Origin of the sequence: Polaromonas sp. CG_9.7, from assembly GCF_015752205.1 — a bacterium.
In the GTDB taxonomy this organism is placed as follows: Bacteria; Pseudomonadota; Gammaproteobacteria; order Burkholderiales; family Burkholderiaceae_C; genus Polaromonas.
The window spans coordinates 13,741-32,956 of record NZ_JADOVG010000029.1 but is presented as its reverse complement, the minus strand read 5'-3'; the positions used below and the strand labels follow the sequence as shown (position 1 = coordinate 32,956).

Sequence of the window (19,216 nt, the reverse complement as noted above, 5' to 3'; positions counted from 1 at the left end):
AACCCGATTGCCATGGAAGAAGGCCTGCGCTTCGCCATCCGCGAAGGTGGCCGTACCGTGGGCGCTGGCGTTGTTGCCAAGATCCTCGCGTAATTAATTGGTTAAAAGTTTGATGCAGGGGTATAGCTCAATTGGCAGAGCGTCGGTCTCCAAAACCGAAGGTTGATGGTTCGATTCCTTCTGCCCCTGCCACCCGATTGTTGAGGTTGTCAACATCGAAGATGGTTTGAAAAGATAATAAGCAAGCCCGCCAGGAGTTGAAAGCTTCGGGTGGGCTCAAGCGTCTGCAAGGATGCACGAAGATTGAACAGGAAATTCGGCAACTATGGCCTCTACTCAAGTTGAAACCGTCAGCACCAATGCGGACAAAGCCAAGCTGGGCTTGGCTGTGGTGCTGGTGCTGGCCTCTCTTGTCGGTTTTTATCTGCTGGCCAAGCAAGGTCAGTTAGTGCAGTGGGGTGTCTTGCTTGTTGGTCTGGTTGTCGCTGTTCTTGTTTTTGTATCGTCAGAACTTGGCAGGCAGTTTCTGGCCTTCGGTCGTGACTCGGTCCGTGAAGTTAAAAAAGTTGTCTGGCCTGAGCGGAAAGAGGCTGTCCAGATGACGGCTTACGTATTCGGCTTTGTGGTGGTGATGGCATTGTTTTTGTGGCTCACGGACAAGACGCTCGAATGGGTGTTTTACGACTTGATCCTGGGATGGAAAAGATAATGAGTGATCTGAACGATACGACCGCCAGAGATGTCGTTGTAGCTGATGCATCCCATGCGTTGGCCCCTGGCATGCAATGGTATGTTGTTCACGCTTATTCCGGCATGGAAAAAGCGGCAGAACGCAATATCGTCGAGCGCATCAACCGTGCCGGCATGCAATCCAAGTTTGGGCGCTTCCTGGTGCCTACCGAAGAAGTGGTAGAAATCAAGAATGGCCAGAAGAAGACGACAGAACGTCGATTCTTCCCTGGTTATGTGTTGGTCGAAATGGTCATGGATGACGAGACCTGGCACTTGGTAAAGCACACCAACAAAGTCACGGGTTTCGTCGGCGGTGCAAAAAACCGTCCCTCCCCAATTTCTGAAGAAGAAGTGCAAAAGATCGTCAGCCAGATGCAGGTTGGTACTGACAAGCCTCGCCACAAAGTCGAGTTTGAAACGGGAGAATACGTCCGCGTCAAGGATGGACCGTTCACCGATTTCAATGGCACTGTGGAAGAAGTCAACTACGAGAAGAACAAGGTCCGTGTGTCGGTCACGATTTTCGGACGGGCGACGCCGGTTGAGCTTGAATTCAGCCAGATCGAAAAAACCTGATACCCACTTCTTTTCGTAACAAGCCAAGTAAACACTTGGGAATGATTAGATAAAATTTTGCGCCTTGCAACTCGGCGTGAAGGATTCCAAAGAATCCGTTTTGAGTTGTGTAACCCCCGGGAAGCTTGTGAGCTGTCGTTTGACAGATCTCAGGCGTTATGACCCGCAAGGAGAAAAGTATGGCGAAAAAAATCGTCGGCTTCGTTAAGCTGCAAGTTCCAGCTGGCAAGGCCAATCCATCCCCACCGATCGGACCCGCTTTGGGTCAACGCGGTTTGAACATCATGGAGTTCTGCAAGGCATTCAATGCCCAGACCCAAGGCATTGAGCCGGGCACACCACTACCCGTAGTGATTACCGCTTATGCTGACAAGAGCTTTACCTTCATCATCAAGACGCCTCCTGCTGTCTCCATGATTAAGAAAGCCATCAAACTTGACAAGGGATCGGCCACGCCGCATTCCGCGAAGGTTGGCAAGATCACCCGCGCACAGCTGGAAGATATCGCCAAAGCCAAGATGAAAGATTTGACTGCTGCTGATCTGGATGCCGCAGTCCGTACTATTGCCGGTTCTGCCCGTTCCATGGGTGTGACGGTGGAGGGTGTTGTATGAGCAAGCTGACCAAACGTCAAAAAACCGTCGGTGACAAAGTTGACAGCAACAAGCTGTACGCATTGCCTGACGCACTGGGACTTGTCAAAGAGTTCGCTGTCGCCAAGTTCGATGAGTCTATCGATGTGGCCGTGCAACTTGGCATCGATGCCAAGAAATCCGACCAGGTTGTTCGTGGTGCAGTTGTAATGCCCAATGGCACCGGCAAGACCAAGCGTGTTGCCGTATTCGCCCAGGGTGCCAAGGCTGAAGAAGCCAAAGCCGCAGGTGCTGATATTGTCGGCATGGACGATCTGGCTGCCGATATCAAGGCTGGCAAGATGGACTTTGATGTGGTCATTGCTTCTCCTGATGCCATGCGTATCGTCGGTACCCTGGGCCAGATCCTTGGCCCACGCGGTCTGATGCCTAACCCCAAGGTCGGCACCGTGACGCCTGACGTTGCGACCGCTGTGCGCAACGCAAAAGCCGGTCAGGTCCAGTTCCGTGTTGACAAGGCTGGTATCGTGCATGGCACCATCGGTCGTCGCTCGTTTGACACAGAAAAGCTGCAAGGCAATCTGGCTGCATTGATCGACGCGCTGATCAAGGCCAAGCCTGCTACCAGCAAGGGTGTGTACTTGAAGAAGGTTGCCGTCTCGTCAACGATGGGTGTGGGCGTTCGCGTTGACACACAATCCATCACAGCCTAAAGACAAAATTTGAACAATGCTTAGGCGTTGTTCAGGGTGGTGGGCTGCCGGGGTTTTCCTTGGCAGGTCATCCAGGACCGTTGGTGTGTACAGTCTTAATAAATCATTCGGACTGTGTGCTTAATCGAAAGACAGCCAACGCAGATGGCGGTCCCGCTGCTTGAATGGTTTTGAAAAGAATCTGAAAACAGTTGGTCGCTGAACATGAGCGTGTTGAAGGGCTGAGTGCAGATGCAAATTTGCCAAAACCCGACAGCACATTTTTAAGGAGTAGACCTTGAGTCTCAACCGCAGTGAGAAACAAGCCGTCATTGATGAAGTGACAGGCCTCGCCGCTAAAGCTCAAACGCTCGTGATGGCGGAATACCGTGGTATCACGGTCGCTGACATGACCAAGCTGCGCAGCCAAGCCCGCGAAAAAGGCGTGACCCTGAGTGTTCTGAAAAACACCCTGGCCCGCCGCGCCGTGGCAGGAAGCAGCTTTGAAGTCTTGTCCGACCAGATGACCGGTCCGCTGATCTACGGCTTTTCCATTGATGCCGTCGCTGCTGCAAAAGTAGTGGCTGACTTCGCGAAAACCAACGACAAGTTGGTGATCCGCGCAGGTGCATTTGCTGGGAAAACCCTGGACATCGAGGGCGTCAAGCAACTGGCGAGTATCCCTTCCAAGGAAGTGTTGTTGGCCCAGTTGTGTGGCTTGCTGATGTCACCTATTTCGCGTACCGCTGCTGTTCTTGCAGCATTGTCCGCGCAACGTGGTGCCGGTGCAGAACAAGTGGCAGAGGCTGCAGAGCCCGCCGCCGAAGCTGCAGAAGCCCCAGCGGCGTAACAAACTGACCTTTGCGTGACAGGCTGAAGCGTACAGCGCAAGCCTTGTCTCCAACTGTTAAAGAAATTTTTTTAGGAATTCAAAATGGCATTCGACAAAGACGCATTTTTGACCGTGCTGGACAGCATGACGGTCCTCGAACTCAACGACCTGGTGAAAGCCATCGAAGAGAAATTTGGCGTGAGCGCAGCTTCCATGGCCGCTCCCGCTGCTGGTGGCGGCGGTGCAGGTGCTGCTGTTGCTGAAGAAAAGACCGAATTCAATGTCGTTCTGCTCGAAGCTGGCGCACAAAAAGTGCAGGTTATCAAGGCAGTGCGTGAACTGACCGGTCTGGGCTTGAAAGAAGCCAAGGACTTGGTCGACGGCGCTCCAAAGAACGTCAAGGAATCTGTCAGCAAGGCCGACGCCGAAGCTGCCAAGAAGAAGCTGGAAGACGCCGGCGCGAAAGTCGAACTCAAGTAATTCTTGCGTTGCGCGAAGGCTGGAAACCCTCAAAAGGGCTTCCAGCCTTTCCCCGTTTGAGGCCCAGCCAAGTGCACTGCCTCCTGCGCTTACTTTTACACCCCAAAAAGACAAGTGTCTTTTACGCGGAATAAAAAAATAGTGGAAAAAGGATTACAAGTCTTTTTTCCAGTGTTTTCTGAATTCCCGACTGCAGAAACGCCTTGGTTCGGGTGCTGTGCAATGCATCACCGTCCGCCATGGTTGGTAGTGGCCAACCACCAAGTTGCCTGAATACGTGGTGTATTCAGGCTCGAGAGTCCCAGAGCCCATCATTACGGAGAACTCATGGCCCTAACTTCTAGTTACAGCTTCACCGAACGCAAACGAATCCGTAAAAGCTTCGGCAACCGCGAAAGCGTGTTGGCGGTTCCCTACTTGCTGCAAATGCAGAAAGATGCGTATATCGCATTCCTGCAAGCCGATCGTGCGCCTCAAAAACGCATGCTTGAAGGCCTGCAAGCTGCTTTTCAAAACGCCTTTCCCATTGTCTCGCACAACGGTTTTGTCGAGATGAAATTTATCGAGTACAACCTGGCCAAACCGGCCTTCGATGTGCGCGAATGCCAGACGCGTGGCCTGACGTTCGCCTCGGCCGTGCGCGCCAAGGTGCAACTGATCATTTATGACCGCGAGTCATCGACGTCGCAGTCCAAGGTTGTCAAGGAAGTCAAGGAGCAGGAAGTCTACATGGGCGAAGTGCCGCTCATGACCGACAAGGGCTCGTTCGTCATCAACGGCACCGAGCGTGTCATTGTGTCCCAGTTGCACCGCTCACCGGGTGTGTTCTTTGAACATGACAAGGGGAAAACGCACAGCTCGGGCAAACTGCTGTTCTCGGCTCGCATCATCCCCTACCGTGGTTCATGGCTGGACTTTGAATTTGATCCGAAAGACATCCTCTACTTCCGTGTTGACCGTCGCCGCAAGATGCCGGTCACCATCCTGCTCAAGGCTATCGGCCTGAACCACGAATCAATCCTGGCGAACTTTTTTGTCTTTGACAATTTCCGCCTGATGGACAGTGGTGCACAAATGGAGTTCGTGGCTGAGCGCATGCGCGGCGAAGTCGCCCGTTTTGATCTCACTGACAAGGCTGGCAAGGTCGTGGTCGCCAAGGACAAGCGCATCACGGTTCGCCATACCCGCGAACTCGAGCAAAGCGGAACCACCAGCATCAGTGTGCCGGAAGATTTCCTGGTTGGCCGCGTCGTTGCCAAGAACATCATTGACACGGACACCGGCGAGATCATTGCCAAGGCCAACGAAGAGTTGACCGAAGCCTTGCTGAAAAAGCTGCGTGTCGCCGGCATCAATGATGTCCAGGTGCTGTACACCAACGAACTTGACCAGGGTGCGTACATTTCGCAAACCCTGCGTGCCGACGAAACGGCTGACGAGTTTGCCGCTCGCGTAGCCATCTACCGCATGATGCGCCCCGGCGAGCCGCCAACCGAAGATGCGGTCCAGGCCCTGTTCCAGCGTCTTTTCTACAACCCGGACACCTACGACCTGTCGCGCGTGGGCCGCATGAAGTTCAATGCCCGAGTGGGCCGTGACGAATCCACCGGCCCGATGGTCATGACCAACGAGGACATCCTGGCAGTCGTCAAGATTCTGGTGGACCTGCGCAACGGCAATGGCGAAGTCGATGACATCGACCACCTGGGAAATCGCCGCGTGCGTTGCGTTGGCGAACTCGCTGAAAACCAGTACCGCACCGGTCTGGCACGCATTGAAAAAGCTGTCAAGGAACGTCTGGGCCAGGCTGAGCAAGAGCCGCTCATGCCGCATGACCTGATCAACAGCAAGCCAATTTCGGCCGCCCTGAAGGAATTCTTCGGTGCGTCGCAGCTGTCGCAGTTCATGGACCAGACCAATCCGCTGGCGGAGATCACCCACAAGCGCCGTGTTTCGGCCCTTGGCCCCGGTGGTTTGACACGCGAACGTGCAGGTTTTGAGGTGCGAGACGTGCACGTGACCCATTACGGCCGCGTCTGCCCGATTGAAACGCCTGAAGGTCCGAACATCGGCCTGATCAACTCGCTGGCCCTGTACGCTCGCCTGAACGACTACGGTTTCATTGAAACACCGTACCGCCGGGTGTCTGACAGCAAGGTGACGATGGACATCGACTACCTGTCGGCCATCGAAGAAGGCAAGTACGTGATTGCCCAGGCCAATGCTGCACTCGACAAGGAAGGCCGCCTCACGGGCGACCTGGTATCCGCCCGTGAAAAAGGCGAGTCAATCTTGGTGAGCGCAGAGCGCGTCCAGTACATGGACGTGTCACCGGCGCAGATCGTGTCGGTCGCGGCTTCGCTGGTTCCTTTCCTGGAGCATGACGACGCAAACCGCGCGCTGATGGGTGCCAACATGTCGCGTCAGGCTGTGCCCGTGCTGCGTCCGGAAAAGCCGCTCGTCGGCACCGGTATCGAGCGCGTGGCGGCAGTGGACTCGGGCACGGTCGTCACGGCCACCCGTGGCGGTATCGTGGATTATGTCGATGCCACCCGCATCGTGGTCCGCGTCAATGATGCAGAAGCCCTCGCCGGTGAAATTGGCGTGGACATCTACAACCTGATCAAGTACCAGCGTTCCAATCAGAACACCAACATCCACCAGCGCCCCATCGTCAAGATGGGCGACAGGCTGGCCAAGGGTGACGTGGTGGCTGACGGCGCATCGACCGACCTGGGCGAAATCGCCATTGGCCAGAACATGCTGATCGGCTTCATGCCGTGGAACGGCTACAACTTCGAGGATTCGATCCTGATTTCCGAGCGCGTGGTGGCTGAAGACCGCTACACCTCGATTCATATTGAAGAACTCGTCGTCATGGCGCGTGACACCAAGCTGGGTTCCGAGGAAATCACCCGCGACATTCCCAATCTGTCCGAGCAGCAGCTCAACCGTCTGGACGAATCCGGCATTATTTATGTTGGTGCCGAAGTCCAGCCGGGCGATACGCTGGTCGGCAAGGTCACGCCAAAAGGCGAGACCACTCTGACGCCGGAAGAAAAACTGCTGCGCGCTATCTTTGGCGAAAAAGCCAGCGATGTGAAGGACACCTCGCTGCGCGTCAGCCAGGGTTCGTCAGGCACCGTCATCGACGTGCAGGTCTTCACCCGTGAAGGCATCGTGCGCGACAAGCGTGCCCAGCAGATCATCGACGATGAGCTCAAGCGCTACCGTCTGGACCTGAATGATCAGTTGCGCATCGTCGAAGCCGATGCGTTTGACCGTATCGAAAAGCTGCTGACTGGCAAGATTGCCAATGGCGGTCCGAAAAAGCTTGCCAAGGGCACGAAACTCGACAAGGCCTATCTGCTTGACGTCGAGAAGTACCACTGGTTTGACATCCGTCCTGCAGATGACGAAGTCGCTTCGCAACTGGAAAGCATCAAGAACTCGATGGAGCAGACGCGCCACAGCTTCGATTTGTCTTTCGAGGAAAAGCGCAAGAAGCTGACGCAGGGCGACGAGTTGCCTTCCGGCGTGCTCAAGATGGTCAAGGTTTACCTGGCTGTCAAGCGCCGCTTGCAGCCCGGCGACAAAATGGCCGGCCGTCACGGCAACAAGGGTGTGGTGTCCAAGATCGTTCCGGTTGAAGACATGCCCCACATGGCCGACGGGACGCCGTGCGACATCGTGCTGAATCCGCTGGGCGTGCCTTCGCGCATGAACGTCGGTCAGGTGCTGGAAGTCCACCTGGGCTGGGCCGCCAAAGGTCTGGGCCAGCGGATTGGCGACATGCTGCAGGCTGAATCCAAGGTGGCTGAATTGCGTCAGTTCATGGACACGCTTTACAACAAGTCGGGCCGTACGGAAGACCTGGCTTCGCTGTCGGACGAGCAGGTGGTCGAGATGGCCCAAAACCTGACCGGTGGCGTGCCTTTTGCCACGCCGGTGTTTGATGGTGCTTCGGAAGAAGAAATCATGACCATGCTGCAACTGGCGTATCCCGATGCGGTTGCCAAGGCCAAGGGTCTGACGCCTACGCGTACCCAGGCACAGCTGTATGACGGACGCACTGGTGATGCTTTCGAGCGCACGACGACGGTCGGCTACATGCACTTTTTGAAACTTCACCATCTGGTGGACGACAAGATGCATGCCCGCTCGACCGGCCCCTACAGCCTGGTCACGCAGCAGCCGCTGGGCGGCAAGGCCCAGTTCGGTGGCCAGCGTTTCGGCGAAATGGAAGTGTGGGCGCTGGAAGCTTACGGCGCTGCCTACGTGTTGCAGGAAATGCTCACGGTCAAGTCTGATGACGTGGTCGGCCGTACCAAGGTGTACGAAAGCATTGTCAAGGGCGAACACGCGATCACCGCGGGCATGCCGGAGTCGTTCAACGTGCTGGTGAAAGAAATTCGCTCGCTCGGTATCGACATGGAACTTGAGCGCAGCTAGTCCAGTGGCCTTGCGGGACAGGGCAGGATTGCGATGCAATCTGCCCTGTCCTCAACTGATTAAGAGGATTTACACATGAAATCGTTACTAGACCTGTTCAAGCAGTTCACGCCGGATGAGCATTTCGATGCCATCAAGATTGGCATGGCTTCGCCCGAGAAGATCCGTTCGTGGTCTTTCGGCGAGGTCAAAAAACCCGAGACGATCAACTACCGCACTTTCAAGCCCGAGCGCGACGGCCTCTTTTGCGCCAAGATCTTTGGCCCTATCAAGGACTATGAATGCCTGTGCGGCAAGTACAAGCGCCTCAAGCATCGCGGTGTGATCTGCGAGAAGTGCGGCGTTGAAGTCACGCAGACCAAGGTTCGCCGCGAACGCATGGGTCACATCGACCTGGCTGCACCGTGCGCGCACATCTGGTTTTTGAAGTCGCTGCCATCGCGTCTGGGCCTGGTGCTTGACATGACGCTGCGCGACATCGAGCGCGTGCTGTATTTTGAAGCGTATGTGGTGACTGATCCCGGCATGACCCCGCTGAAGAAATTCAGCATCATGTCGGAAGACGATTTCGACGCCAAGCGCAAGGAATACGGCGACGAGTACACCGCCAAAATGGGCGCCGAAGGCATCAAGGACCTGCTCGAAGGGCTGGACCTCGATGTTGAAATCGACAAGCTGCGCAATGACCTGACCGGCTCCGAGATCAAGATCAAGAAGAACGCCAAGCGCTTGAAATTGATGGAAGGATTCAAGAAATCCGGCATCAAGCCCGAGTGGATGGTGCTCGACGTGCTGCCCGTGCTGCCGCCGGACCTGCGTCCGCTGGTGCCACTGGACGGCGGCCGCTTTGCGACCTCCGACCTGAACGACCTGTACCGCCGTGTCATCAACCGCAACAGCCGCCTGCGCCGTTTGCTGGAACTGAAGGCGCCTGAAATCATTGCGCGCAACGAAAAGCGCATGTTGCAGGAAGCCGTGGACAGCTTGCTGGACAACGGCCGTCGCGGCAAGGCCATGACGGGCGCCAACAAGCGCGCGCTGAAGTCACTTGCGGACATGATCAAGGGCAAGTCAGGCCGTTTCCGCCAGAACTTGCTGGGCAAGCGCGTCGATTACTCGGGTCGTTCCGTGATCACCGTGGGCCCGACTCTCAAGCTGCACCAGTGCGGTTTGCCCAAGCTGATGGCGCTGGAACTGTTCAAGCCCTTCATCTTTGCGCAGCTCGAAGTGCGTGGCATTGCCACCACCATCAAGGCCGCCAAGAAGGAAGTCGAAACCGGCACGCCGGTGGTCTGGGACATTCTGGAAGAGGTCATCAAGGAGCATCCGGTGATGCTCAACCGTGCGCCTACGCTGCACCGTCTGGGTATCCAGGCGTTTGAGCCGATCCTGATCGAAGGCAAGGCGATCCAGTTGCACCCGCTCGTTTGCTCGGCTTTTAACGCCGACTTCGACGGTGACCAGATGGCTGTTCACGTGCCGCTGTCGGTGGAAGCGCAGATGGAAGCCCGCACCTTGATGCTGGCCTCGAACAACATTTTGTTTCCGGCCAACGGCGAGCCGTCCATCGTTCCTTCGCAAGACGTGGTGCTGGGTCTGTACTACACGACACGCGACCGTACCAACGGCAAAGGCGAAGGTCTGGTGTTCTCGGACACCGGCGAAGTACGCCGCGCCTTTGACGCGGGCGAACTTGATTTGAACGCCCGCATCAGCGTGCGCCTGACCGAGTGGACCAAGGACAAGGAAACCAACGAGTTCGTGCCTTCGACCAGCTTGGTGGAAACCACCGGCGGCCGTGCGCTGCTGTCTGAAATCCTGCCCAAGGGACTGCCTTTTTCCAATATCAACAAGGCGTTGAAGAAGAAGGAAATTTCCAAGCTGATCAACGTGTCTTTCCGCAAATGCGGTCTCAAAGAAACGGTTGTATTTGCCGACAAACTGTTGCAGTCAGGTTTTCGCCTGGCAACCACGGCCGGCATTTCGATCTGTATCGAAGACATGCTGGTGCCTAAGGAAAAGACCGCGATCATTGCGCACGCCCAGAAGGAAGTCAAAGAAATCGAGCAGCAGTACACCTCGGGTCTGGTGACGGCCGGCGAGCGCTACAACAAGGTGGTCGACATTTGGGGCAAGTCAGGCGACGACGTGTCCAAGGCCATGATGGCCCAGCTGTCCAAGGAAAAGGTCATTGACCGCCACGGCAATCTGGTCGAGCAGGATTCGTTCAACTCGATCTACATGATGGCCGACTCCGGCGCGCGCGGTTCCGCCGCGCAGATTCGCCAGGTCGCCGGCATGCGCGGCTTGATGGCCAAGCCTGACGGCTCGATCATCGAGACGCCGATCACTGCGAACTTCCGCGAAGGCCTGAACGTGCTGGAGTACTTCATCTCCACCCACGGTGCGCGCAAAGGCTTGGCCGACACGGCGCTGAAAACCGCCAACTCCGGTTACCTGACACGCCGCTTGTGCGACGTGGTGCAGGATCTGGTTGTGACCGAACATGACTGCGGCACTCTCGACGGCTCGGTGATGCGCGCCATCGTCGAAGGCGGCGAGGTCATCGAATCGCTGCGCGACCGCGTTCTGGGCCGCACCATCGTCGAAGACGTGCTGCACCCCGAGAACCGCTCGGTGCTGACCAAGGCTGGCGTCATGCTGGACGAGGACATCATCGACGGACTCGAAGCCGCTGGCGTTGACGAAGTCAAGGTCCGCACGGCGCTGACCTGCGAAACACGCTTCGGCCTGTGCGCCAGTTGCTATGGCCGTGACCTGGGTCGCGGTGGCCTCATCAACATCGGTGAAGCGGTCGGCATCATTGCCGCCCAGTCGATTGGCGAGCCCGGCACACAGCTGACGATGCGGACTTTCCACATCGGTGGCGCGGCATCACGTGCCGCCATCGCTTCGAGCGTCGAAGCCAAGTCCAACGGCGTGATCGGCTTCAATGCCCCGATGCGTTATGTGACCAATGGCAAGGGCGACCTGGTGGTGATTGCCCGTTCCGGCGAGATCGTCCTTCATGACGAGCATGGACGCGAGCGCGAGCGTCACAAGGTGCCTTACGGCGCCACGCTGACCGTCAAGATCGACCAGGTCGTCAAGGCGGGTGCGATTCTGGCCAACTGGGACCCGCTGACCCGCCCCATCATCACCGAATTCGCCGGCAAGGTGCAGTTCGAGAATGTGGAAGAAGGCGTGACCGTGGCCAAGCAGGTCGATGACGTGACCGGTCTGTCCACGCTGGTGGTGATCGATCCGAAGCGTCGCGGCGCGACCAAGGTGATTCGTCCCCAGGTCAAGCTGATCGACGCCACCGGCAACGAAGTCAAGATTCCCGGCACCGACCATTCGGTGACGATTGGCTTCCAGATCGGCGCGCTGGTCCAGGTGCGTGACGGCCAGGACGTGGGACCCGGCGAAGTGCTGGCCCGCATCCCGGTCGAAGGCCAGAAGACCCGTGACATCACCGGCGGTCTGCCGCGTGTGGCCGAGTTGTTCGAAGCCCGTACGCCGAAAGACAAGGGCACGCTGGCCGAGATGACCGGCACCGTGTCGTTCGGTAAAGAGACCAAAGGCAAGATTCGCCTGCAGATCACTGACCTGGAAGGAAAAGTCTGGGAAGATCTGGTTCCGAAGGAAAAGAACATCCTGGTGCACGAAGGCCAGGTGGTGAACAAGGGCGAATCCATCGTTGACGGACCCGCTGATCCTCAGGACATCCTGCGCCTGCTGGGTGTGGCCGAACTGGCCCGCTACATCGTCGATGAAGTGCAGGACGTTTACCGTTTGCAGGGCGTGAAGATCAACGACAAGCACATCGAAGTGATTGTTCGCCAGATGCTGCGCCGCGTGGTTGTTGAAAATGTCGGTGACACCACCTACATTGCCGGTGAACAGGTCGAGCGTTCGGCACTGCTGGACGTCAACGACGCCCTGCGCGCCGACGGCAAGATCCCGGCTACTTTCAGCAACCTGTTGCTCGGTATCACCAAGGCTTCGCTGTCGACCGATTCGTTCATTTCAGCGGCTTCCTTCCAGGAAACCACCCGCGTGCTCACCGAGGCTGCCATCATGGGCAAGCGCGACGAGTTGCGTGGCTTGAAAGAAAACGTGATCGTCGGCCGCCTGATTCCTGCCGGCACCGGCATGGCCTACCACGAGGCACGCAAGGCCAAGGACCTGATGGACGACTCCGAGCGTCGTGCCATTGCCGAATCCGAAGCGGCTGAACTGGAAGCCTCGCAGGTTGAAACCAGCGATGAAAACGCTGCTGCCGAGTAAGTTCTGCGAACGCACTGTGCCTTGACAGGCACCCAGCCCTGCCCTTGAAAAAGCGCGGGGCTTTTTTTACGCCTAAAAATCATTTTCTATCAATGAAATATGCATTTTGCGCAATATGCGTATGCATTGGCAGCTATTAATAAAGTAGCGCCAAGCTTTCAAGACTTGGAAAATTGGCGTCATCCTGGCCTTCATACCCCCAAGTGGGTCAGGTAAAAACCGGACTTCAGTGCGAAACTGTCCTGCTTCTCGAGGAATAGGCCCATGTCATTGCAAACAATTGTTTCCCTCACTTTGCTGGCCATGCTGGTGTTCTGGGCAGTAGGCGCCTACAACCGGCTGGTGCGGTTGAAGAACGTCATTGCCAACGCGTTTGGCCAGGTCGATGTCCAGCTCAAGCGCCGTTACGACCTGATTCCCAACCTGGTGGAGGCTGCCCAAAAATACGTGGCGCATGAACAAGCCGCGCTGGAAGCCGTCATTGCAGCCCGCAACCAGGCCCGCAGCGCCAGCGATGCCGTGCGAAGCCGTCCGGGCAAGGCCGATGCGGTCATTGCCCTGGCCGCCGCCGAGCAGACGCTCGACGGCAGTCTGGGGCGACTGTTTGCGCTGGCTGAGGCTTATCCCGACCTGAAGGCCGACCAGACGGTCCGAGAACTCAGCGAGGAACTCACCACCACCGAAAACAAGGTCGGGTTTGCCCGCCAAGCCTACAACGACGCCGTGCTTGACTACAACAATGCGCAGGGCCAGTTTCCGGCGCTGCTGCTTGCCCGGCTGTTCGGCTTTGCGCCATCGGCCATGCTGCAATCCACCGAAGATGTCGCCGAGCGCCAGGCCGTTCGCACAAAGATGTGATCCATGCGGTTTTTTGAAGCCCAGGAAAAAGCCTGGATGCAAACCCTGCAGTTGCTGCTGCTGTTTGGACTGGCCGTGCTGGTGCTGTCTGTCAATGGCGCGCTGGCATTGAGCTGGCGGTTGGTGTCGCCGGGCTGGACCGGCTACCCGGCAGTTCATCACATGCTGTTGGTCAGCGATGCGCCCCCGACACGCTGGTTTGCCAGCCACCCGCCGTTGGCCGAACGCATCCGCCGGATTTACGGCCGGTCGAGGCCGGTGTTGCCCGCCCGGCACGATGAGGCCGTGACGCGGCCCGATGCCCTGTTTTAGCCAGACCAGATTTTTTGTGCGCCTGGTCTGGCGTGTGCAGACACAACCGCTTTGTCTTAACCGTGGCCGGGGCTGGTCTAATAGGGAAAAACCACTGCCCGTCATGCGGGCGGATTTACGCCAGCCGGTGCAAGGCTGGCCTTGACCACACCGAACCGATGCAACCTCAACCGAATTCTTCCCCGTCTGCCCAAGTCCCGTTATGGCGCCAGCTTCAAGGTGCCGCTTCCATATTGCTGGCGGTGCGCGACGGCCAGTCGATGACGCCGGCATTGGACGACGTCGATGCGCAGCTTCGCCCTGGCGTACAGGCACTGGCCTTTCATGCGCTGCGCTGGCTGGGCCGTGCCGAAGCGCTGCGCCAGCAACTCGCCAAGCGCCCGCCGCCCCCCGAGGCCGATGCCCTGCTGTGCGTGGCGCTGGCATTGGCCTGCGGCGATGAAGCCGCGCCCTACACCGCGCACACGCTGGTCGATCAGGCAGTGGAAGCGGCCAAGCGCAGCGACGCGACGCTGCACCAGGCCAGTTTCATCAACGGCTGCCTGCGCCGCTTCCTGCGCGAGCAGGGCGCCTTGATGGCGCTGACCGAAAAAAGTCCGCTGGCGGTCTGGAACCATCCGCAGTGGTGGATTGACCGGGTGCGCAAGGACCATCCGACGCAGTGGCAGGACATTTTGCGGGCTAACAACAGCCGCGCGCCGCTGATTCTGCGGATAAATGAACGAAAAACGACGCCTGCGCAGTATGTGCAAGCGTTATTAGCTATGGATATAGGAGCGTTTCCCATCGGCGACCATGGCGTGGTGCTGACCGAGGCGCGTCCGGTCATGTCGCTGCCGGGTTTTACCGAAGGGCATTTTTCGGTGCAGGATGCCGCTGCCCAGCTGGCCGCGCCCTTGCTGCTCGATGGCCTCATGGCTGTTGCCGGTGAAGGCCAGCCCCGTTTGCGCATCCTGGATGCCTGCGCTGCGCCCGGCGGCAAGACGGCGCACCTGCTGGAACTGGCCGACTGCGACGTGACGGCGCTGGACATTGACGCCAAGCGCTGCGAGCGCATCGCACAGAACCTGACGCGTCTGGGCCTGCAGGCGCACATCGTCGTGGGCGACGCCAGCCGGCCCGGCAACTGGTGGGATGGCCGGCCGTACGACGGCATCCTGCTTGACGCGCCGTGCACCGCCTCGGGCATTGTGCGCCGCCATCCCGACGTTCGCTGGCTGCGCCGGCCGACCGATATTGCACAGCTGGCGGCTATCCAGACCCGGCTGCTGGCCACGCTCTGGCCGCTGCTCAAACCCGGCGGCCGGCTGGTGTATTGCACATGCTCGGTGTTCAGGGCAGAAGGCGAGCAGCAGGCGCAAGCGTTTGCCGCGAGCCATCCGGACGCCGTACTGATGCCTTCACCCGGACATTTGCTGCCGCAGGGAAGTGTCAAAGGCGCCGTATTCCCTGACAATTTGATGCGTGAACACGATGGCTTTTACTACGCAGTCCTTCAAAAACGCAGCGCTTGAAGCGTTTGCGCATTGCCTGCTGGCCGCTTGCCTGTGCCTGCTGTGGGCGTCAGCCACCTGGGCAGCAGCGCCGACCGAGATCACCCAACTGCGCACCGAGCGCACCGAAGAAGGGGTCTATCTCTCGGCGGTGGTGCGGTTTGACGTTCCGCCCGTCGTGGAAGACGCGCTGCTCAAGGGCATTGCGATCTATTTCGTCGTAGAGGTCGATGTCTCCCGCGAACGCTGGTACTGGACTGACCTGCGCGTGGCCAGTGCTGCCCGCACCTTGCGTCTGGCCTACCAGCCCCTGACCGGCCGCTGGCGCGTGAACATTGTGTCCGGCCTCATCACCAGTTCGTCGGGCCTGCGCGCCACGTTGAGCCAAAACTACGAAAGCCTGCCCGAAGCGCTTTCAGCGATCCAGCGCGTGACCCACTGGAAAATTGCCGATGCTTCCGAGGTCGATCCGGGCGAGCAATACATGCTCAACCTGAATTTCTGGCTTGATTTGTCGCAGCTGCCGCGTCCTTTTCAAATCGGTGTTGCCGGGCAGCGCGACTGGACCATTTCTGCCCAGCTCAGGGACAGGCTTCAGCTGACCCCTGCGCCGCCCGCCGCAGAGGGCATCAAATGAGCCGCACCGGCAAGCTGATTGCCCTGAAAAGCAGTCCTGCGTTCAGCTGGACCGTCGGCGTGGGAGCCGGCGTGGTCGTGGCCCTGGGCCTGGTCCTGTTGTATTTGCTGACCCAGGCGACCGACAACCGCGAACTGTACGAACGCAATTACGTCTTGCTTTTCGGCTTGAATGTTGCGGTTGCCGTCTTGCTGCTTGGCGTGGTTGCGTGGATCACCTTGCGCCTGGTGCTGCGGGTGCGCCAGGGACGGTTTGGCAGCCGATTGCTGGTCAAGCTGGCGGCCATTTTTGCGCTGGTCGGCCTGATGCCGGGCCTGATGATCTATGTGGTGTCCTACCAGTTTGTTTCACGGTCGATTGAAAGCTGGTTCGATGTCGAGGTAGAGTCCGCGCTCGCGGCCGGTGTGAACCTCGGACGTGCCACCCTCGACACTCTGGCCGCAGACACGGCAAACAAGACGCGCCAGGCCGCGACGCAACTGGCAGAAACCCCGGATGCGACATTCGGCCTGGCGCTGGAACGCCTGCGTGAGCAGCTCGGCGCCAGCGACGTGGTGCTCTGGAGCGCCTCCGGTCAGCTGATTGCCAATGCGGGGGAGTCGCGCTTCCTGATCCAGCCTGAACGGCCGTCGCTGCAGCAGTTGCGCAACGCGCGGAGCCAGCAGGTGACGACCCAGATTGAAGGGCTTGATGAAATCGTGCCAGGCGGCAATGGCGAACTGGGCGCCAGTACCGGTCCGCCGGCACCTGGCGTCACCACCGCGGCCCGCGTCAAGGCGATTGCGGTAGTCAACAATCCGAGCCTGAGCGTGCTTGGGCAGTCGCGTTACCTGCAGGTCACCACCGTGTTGCCCGCCGGCCTGGTGGCCAATGCCATCGCCGTGCAGGAAGCCAACCGCCAGTACCAGGAGCGCGCGCTGGCGCGTGGCGGCCTGCAGAAAATGTACATCGGTACGTTGACGCTCAGCCTGTTCCTGGCGGTGTTCAGCGCGGTGCTGTTGGCCGTCATTCTGGGCAACCAGCTTGCCAAGCCGCTGCTGCTGCTCGCCGAAGGCGTCAAACAGGTGGCTTTGGGCGACCTGACGCCCAAGGCGGCGCTCAAGGGCAAGGACGAACTGGGTGGGCTGACGCGCTCGTTCGCCGACATGACGCAGCAACTGGCTGATGCGCGGTCGGCGGTGCAGTACAGCATGAGCCAGGTGGACGCCTCACGCGCCACCCTGCAGACCATTCTGGACAACCTGACCGCCGGCGTCATCGTGCTTGATGTGCATGGCCACATCCAGTCAAGCAATCCGGGCGCCACGCGCATCCTGCGCGCGCCCCTGCACGACTTCCAGAGTCAACCGCTGGGTCAGGTTCCGGGGCTGGAAATCTTTGCCAAGGATGTTTTGGCGCAGTTTGCCGACTACCTCAGCACTGCGGCCCAGACGCTGGCCCACTGGCAGCAATCGTTTGAACTGCATGGCGCCGGATATGGCGCCAGTGACAACGCCATCACGCTGATTGCGCGCGGTGCCAAGATGCCCGGCACCGAGGAATACCTGCTGGTGTTCGACGACATTTCCGACATGGTGTCCGCCCAGCGCGCGCAGGCCTGGGGCGAGGTGGCGCGCCGCCTCGCGCACGAGATCAAGAATCCGCTCACGCCCATCCAGCTGTCGGCCGAGCGGCTGGAAATGAAACTCAACGGAAAACTGGCCCCGGTCGAGCAAGCGCTGCTGACCAAGTCGGTCAAGACGATTGTTGACCAGGTAGACGCCATGAAGCGGCTGGTCAACGAGTTCCGCGACTATGCACGCCTGCCTGCCGCCGAACTGGTGGCGGTAGACCTCAATGCGTTGGTGGGCGATGTGCTGCAGCTCTACCACGGCGATTCTGCAGGTTCTGCGGTGCCGGTGGTGGCCGAGCTCGATCCCCACGCGCCACCCATCCGGGGCGACGCCCAGTTGTTGCGTCAGGTTATCCACAATCTGCTGCAAAACGCGCAGGATGCGCAAGAAAACAAGGAGAACGCCCTGGTCACCCTCAAGACCGACTATTCAGACACCTCGCACAGGGTTCGCCTGACGGTACGTGACAATGGCGCCGGTTTTCCGGAATACATCCTCAAGCGTGCTTTTGAGCCTTACGTCACCACTAAAGTCAAAGGCACCGGCCTGGGTCTGGCGGTGGTCAAGAAAATCGCCGACGAACATGGCGCGCGGATTGATATTTCAAACCGTGTGGTGGAGGGAATCGTGCAGGGCGCGCAAGTGTCGTTATCATTTGGCGTTGCGACTTGACCACGTCTGGGACAATCCAGACACAAGAACCTTCATATCGGCAGCAAACACATTAACAACAGGCAGGCAGCAATTCAATCATGGCAAATATTCTGGTGGTCGATGACGAGCTGGGCATACGCGACCTTCTCTCAGAAATTCTCAATGATGAGGGGCATCAGGTCGACCTGGCTGAAAATGCTGCTCAAGCCCGCGCTGCCCGTATTCTGGCACGGCCCGATCTGGTGCTGCTTGACATCTGGATGCCCGACACCGATGGTGTGACCTTGCTCAAGGAATGGTCGTCCACCGGGCTGCTGACGATGCCTGTCATCATGATGAGTGGACATGCCACCATCGACACGGCGGTCGAAGCCACCAAGATCGGCGCCATGGCCTTCCTGGAAAAGCCCATCACGCTGCAAAAGTTGCTCAAGGCGGTCGAGCAGGGCCTTGCACGAACGGCGACCCGTCCGTCCGCCAGTTCCTTGAAGGCAACGTCGCCCATGGTCGATTTCGTGCCTGAAGTCATCATGGCCGGCGGTATCGTCGTGGCCACCGCCGACAGGGGCCTTCAGTCAACCCAGAGTTTCCTGCTCGAAAAGCCGCTGCGCGACGCGCGCGACGAGTTTGAAAAAGCATACTTTGAATTCCACTTGGCCAAGGAAGGCGGCTCCATGACCCGCGTGGCTGAAAAAACCGGTCTGGAGCGAACCCATCTTTACCGAAAACTCAAGCAACTGGGCGTTGACCTGACACGCGGCAAGCGCAACCTCTGAATTTTGGCGCTTCGACGAAGCAAAACAGTCCTTTCGCTGATATATACTCTTGTGCTCAGGCCCGGTAGCTCAGTCGGTAGAGCAGAGGATTGAAAATCCTTGTGTCGGTGGTTCGATTCCGCCCCAGGCCACCAGTGTTCATGCGCCCCAGCGCCCTTTTCGGGTTCTGGGGCGTTTCTACTATCTGGGTTGAATTTCTACAATTCCGAGGTGATTGCATGCTTGC

The 19,216-nt window shown here is 58.5% G+C and carries 14 protein-coding genes, 2 tRNA genes and 1 pseudogene; all 17 read left to right on the top strand.

The window, feature by feature from the left end; translation table 11 throughout:
• Positions 1-93: pseudogene (locus IWX87_RS18685) on the top strand (elongation factor Tu); the annotation flags it as partial.
• Positions 94-116: 23 nt separating this feature from the next.
• Positions 117-192 (top strand) — tRNA-Trp (locus IWX87_RS18680).
• 133 nt (positions 193-325) lie between these two features.
• Positions 326-709, top strand: coding sequence for a preprotein translocase subunit SecE (secE, locus tag IWX87_RS18675; RefSeq protein ID WP_196865018.1), 384 nt, complete (start codon positions 326-328; stop codon positions 707-709).
• Positions 709-1,308: a transcription termination/antitermination protein NusG gene (gene nusG / locus IWX87_RS18670; protein WP_196865017.1), complete on the top strand. Its 600-nt coding sequence runs from the start codon at positions 709-711 to the stop codon at positions 1,306-1,308. Before secE ends, nusG begins: the two co-directional genes overlap by 1 nt.
• 179 nt (positions 1,309-1,487) lie before the next feature.
• On the top strand, positions 1,488-1,922 hold the full coding sequence (rplK, locus tag IWX87_RS18665) for a 50S ribosomal protein L11 (protein WP_196865016.1): 435 nt from the start codon (positions 1,488-1,490) through the stop codon (positions 1,920-1,922).
• A complete protein-coding gene (gene rplA / locus IWX87_RS18660) occupies positions 1,919-2,614 on the top strand; it encodes a 50S ribosomal protein L1 (protein ID WP_196865015.1) in 696 nt (231 codons plus the stop codon). Before rplK ends, rplA begins: the two co-directional genes overlap by 4 nt.
• A gap of 277 nt (positions 2,615-2,891) precedes the next feature.
• Positions 2,892-3,443, top strand: coding sequence for a 50S ribosomal protein L10 (gene rplJ / locus IWX87_RS18655; protein WP_196865014.1), 552 nt, complete (start codon positions 2,892-2,894; stop codon positions 3,441-3,443).
• An 84-nt stretch (positions 3,444-3,527) separates the two neighbouring features.
• On the top strand, positions 3,528-3,905 hold the full coding sequence (gene rplL, locus IWX87_RS18650; RefSeq protein WP_196865013.1) for a 50S ribosomal protein L7/L12: 378 nt from the start codon (positions 3,528-3,530) through the stop codon (positions 3,903-3,905).
• Positions 3,906-4,232: 327 nt separating this feature from the next.
• Entirely contained in the window at positions 4,233-8,357 is a 4,125-nt protein-coding gene (rpoB, locus tag IWX87_RS18645; protein WP_196865012.1) for a DNA-directed RNA polymerase subunit beta, read from the top strand.
• A gap of 75 nt (positions 8,358-8,432) precedes the next feature.
• A complete protein-coding gene (gene rpoC / locus IWX87_RS18640) occupies positions 8,433-12,647 on the top strand; it encodes a DNA-directed RNA polymerase subunit beta' (RefSeq protein ID WP_196865011.1) in 4,215 nt (1,404 codons plus the stop codon).
• Positions 12,648-12,911: 264 nt separating this feature from the next.
• A complete protein-coding gene (locus IWX87_RS18635; protein ID WP_196865010.1) occupies positions 12,912-13,505 on the top strand; it encodes a LemA family protein in 594 nt (197 codons plus the stop codon).
• A 3-nt stretch (positions 13,506-13,508) separates the two neighbouring features.
• Positions 13,509-13,817, top strand: a complete 309-nt coding sequence (locus IWX87_RS18630) for a hypothetical protein (RefSeq protein WP_196865009.1) — start codon at positions 13,509-13,511, stop codon at positions 13,815-13,817.
• A 158-nt stretch (positions 13,818-13,975) separates the two neighbouring features.
• Positions 13,976-15,331 carry a 16S rRNA (cytosine(967)-C(5))-methyltransferase RsmB gene (rsmB, locus tag IWX87_RS18625; RefSeq protein ID WP_196865008.1) on the top strand — a complete coding sequence of 452 codons (1,356 nt, stop codon included), beginning with the start codon at positions 13,976-13,978 and terminating at the stop codon, positions 15,329-15,331.
• A complete protein-coding gene (locus IWX87_RS18620) occupies positions 15,291-15,947 on the top strand; it encodes a DUF4390 domain-containing protein (protein ID WP_196865007.1) in 657 nt (218 codons plus the stop codon). The genes rsmB and IWX87_RS18620 overlap by 41 nt, the downstream gene beginning before the upstream one ends.
• Complete coding sequence (locus IWX87_RS18615) at positions 15,944-18,232, top strand: ATP-binding protein (RefSeq protein ID WP_196865006.1); 2,289 nt, start codon at positions 15,944-15,946, stop codon at positions 18,230-18,232. The genes IWX87_RS18620 and IWX87_RS18615 overlap by 4 nt, the downstream gene beginning before the upstream one ends.
• Positions 18,233-18,312: 80 nt before the next feature.
• On the top strand, positions 18,313-18,990 hold the full coding sequence (locus IWX87_RS18610) for a response regulator (RefSeq protein ID WP_196865005.1): 678 nt from the start codon (positions 18,313-18,315) through the stop codon (positions 18,988-18,990).
• Between the two features lie 58 nt (positions 18,991-19,048).
• Positions 19,049-19,124 (top strand) — tRNA-Phe (locus tag IWX87_RS18605).
• Positions 19,125-19,216 lie beyond the last annotated feature (92 nt).

Excerpts from the sequence above, each read along its gene's own strand:
- rpoC (WP_196865011.1), top strand. The coding sequence starts at position 8,433 with ATGAAATCGTTACTAGACCTGTTCAAGCAGTTCACGCCGGATGAGCAT.
- secE (WP_196865018.1), top strand. The coding sequence starts at position 326 with ATGGCCTCTACTCAAGTTGAAACCGTCAGCACCAATGCGGACAAAGCC.
- IWX87_RS18615 (WP_196865006.1), top strand. The coding sequence starts at position 15,944 with ATGAGCCGCACCGGCAAGCTGATTGCCCTGAAAAGCAGTCCTGCGTTC.
- IWX87_RS18635 (WP_196865010.1), top strand. The coding sequence starts at position 12,912 with ATGTCATTGCAAACAATTGTTTCCCTCACTTTGCTGGCCATGCTGGTG.
- nusG (WP_196865017.1), top strand. The coding sequence starts at position 709 with ATGAGTGATCTGAACGATACGACCGCCAGAGATGTCGTTGTAGCTGAT.
- IWX87_RS18620 (WP_196865007.1), top strand. The coding sequence starts at position 15,291 with ATGGCTTTTACTACGCAGTCCTTCAAAAACGCAGCGCTTGAAGCGTTT.
- rplL (WP_196865013.1), top strand. The coding sequence starts at position 3,528 with ATGGCATTCGACAAAGACGCATTTTTGACCGTGCTGGACAGCATGACG.
- IWX87_RS18610 (WP_196865005.1), top strand. The coding sequence starts at position 18,313 with ATGGCAAATATTCTGGTGGTCGATGACGAGCTGGGCATACGCGACCTT.
- IWX87_RS18630 (WP_196865009.1), top strand. The coding sequence starts at position 13,509 with ATGCGGTTTTTTGAAGCCCAGGAAAAAGCCTGGATGCAAACCCTGCAG.
- rplK (WP_196865016.1), top strand. The coding sequence starts at position 1,488 with ATGGCGAAAAAAATCGTCGGCTTCGTTAAGCTGCAAGTTCCAGCTGGC.
- rsmB (WP_196865008.1), top strand. The coding sequence starts at position 13,976 with ATGCAACCTCAACCGAATTCTTCCCCGTCTGCCCAAGTCCCGTTATGG.
- rpoB (WP_196865012.1), top strand. The coding sequence starts at position 4,233 with ATGGCCCTAACTTCTAGTTACAGCTTCACCGAACGCAAACGAATCCGT.
- rplA (WP_196865015.1), top strand. The coding sequence starts at position 1,919 with ATGAGCAAGCTGACCAAACGTCAAAAAACCGTCGGTGACAAAGTTGAC.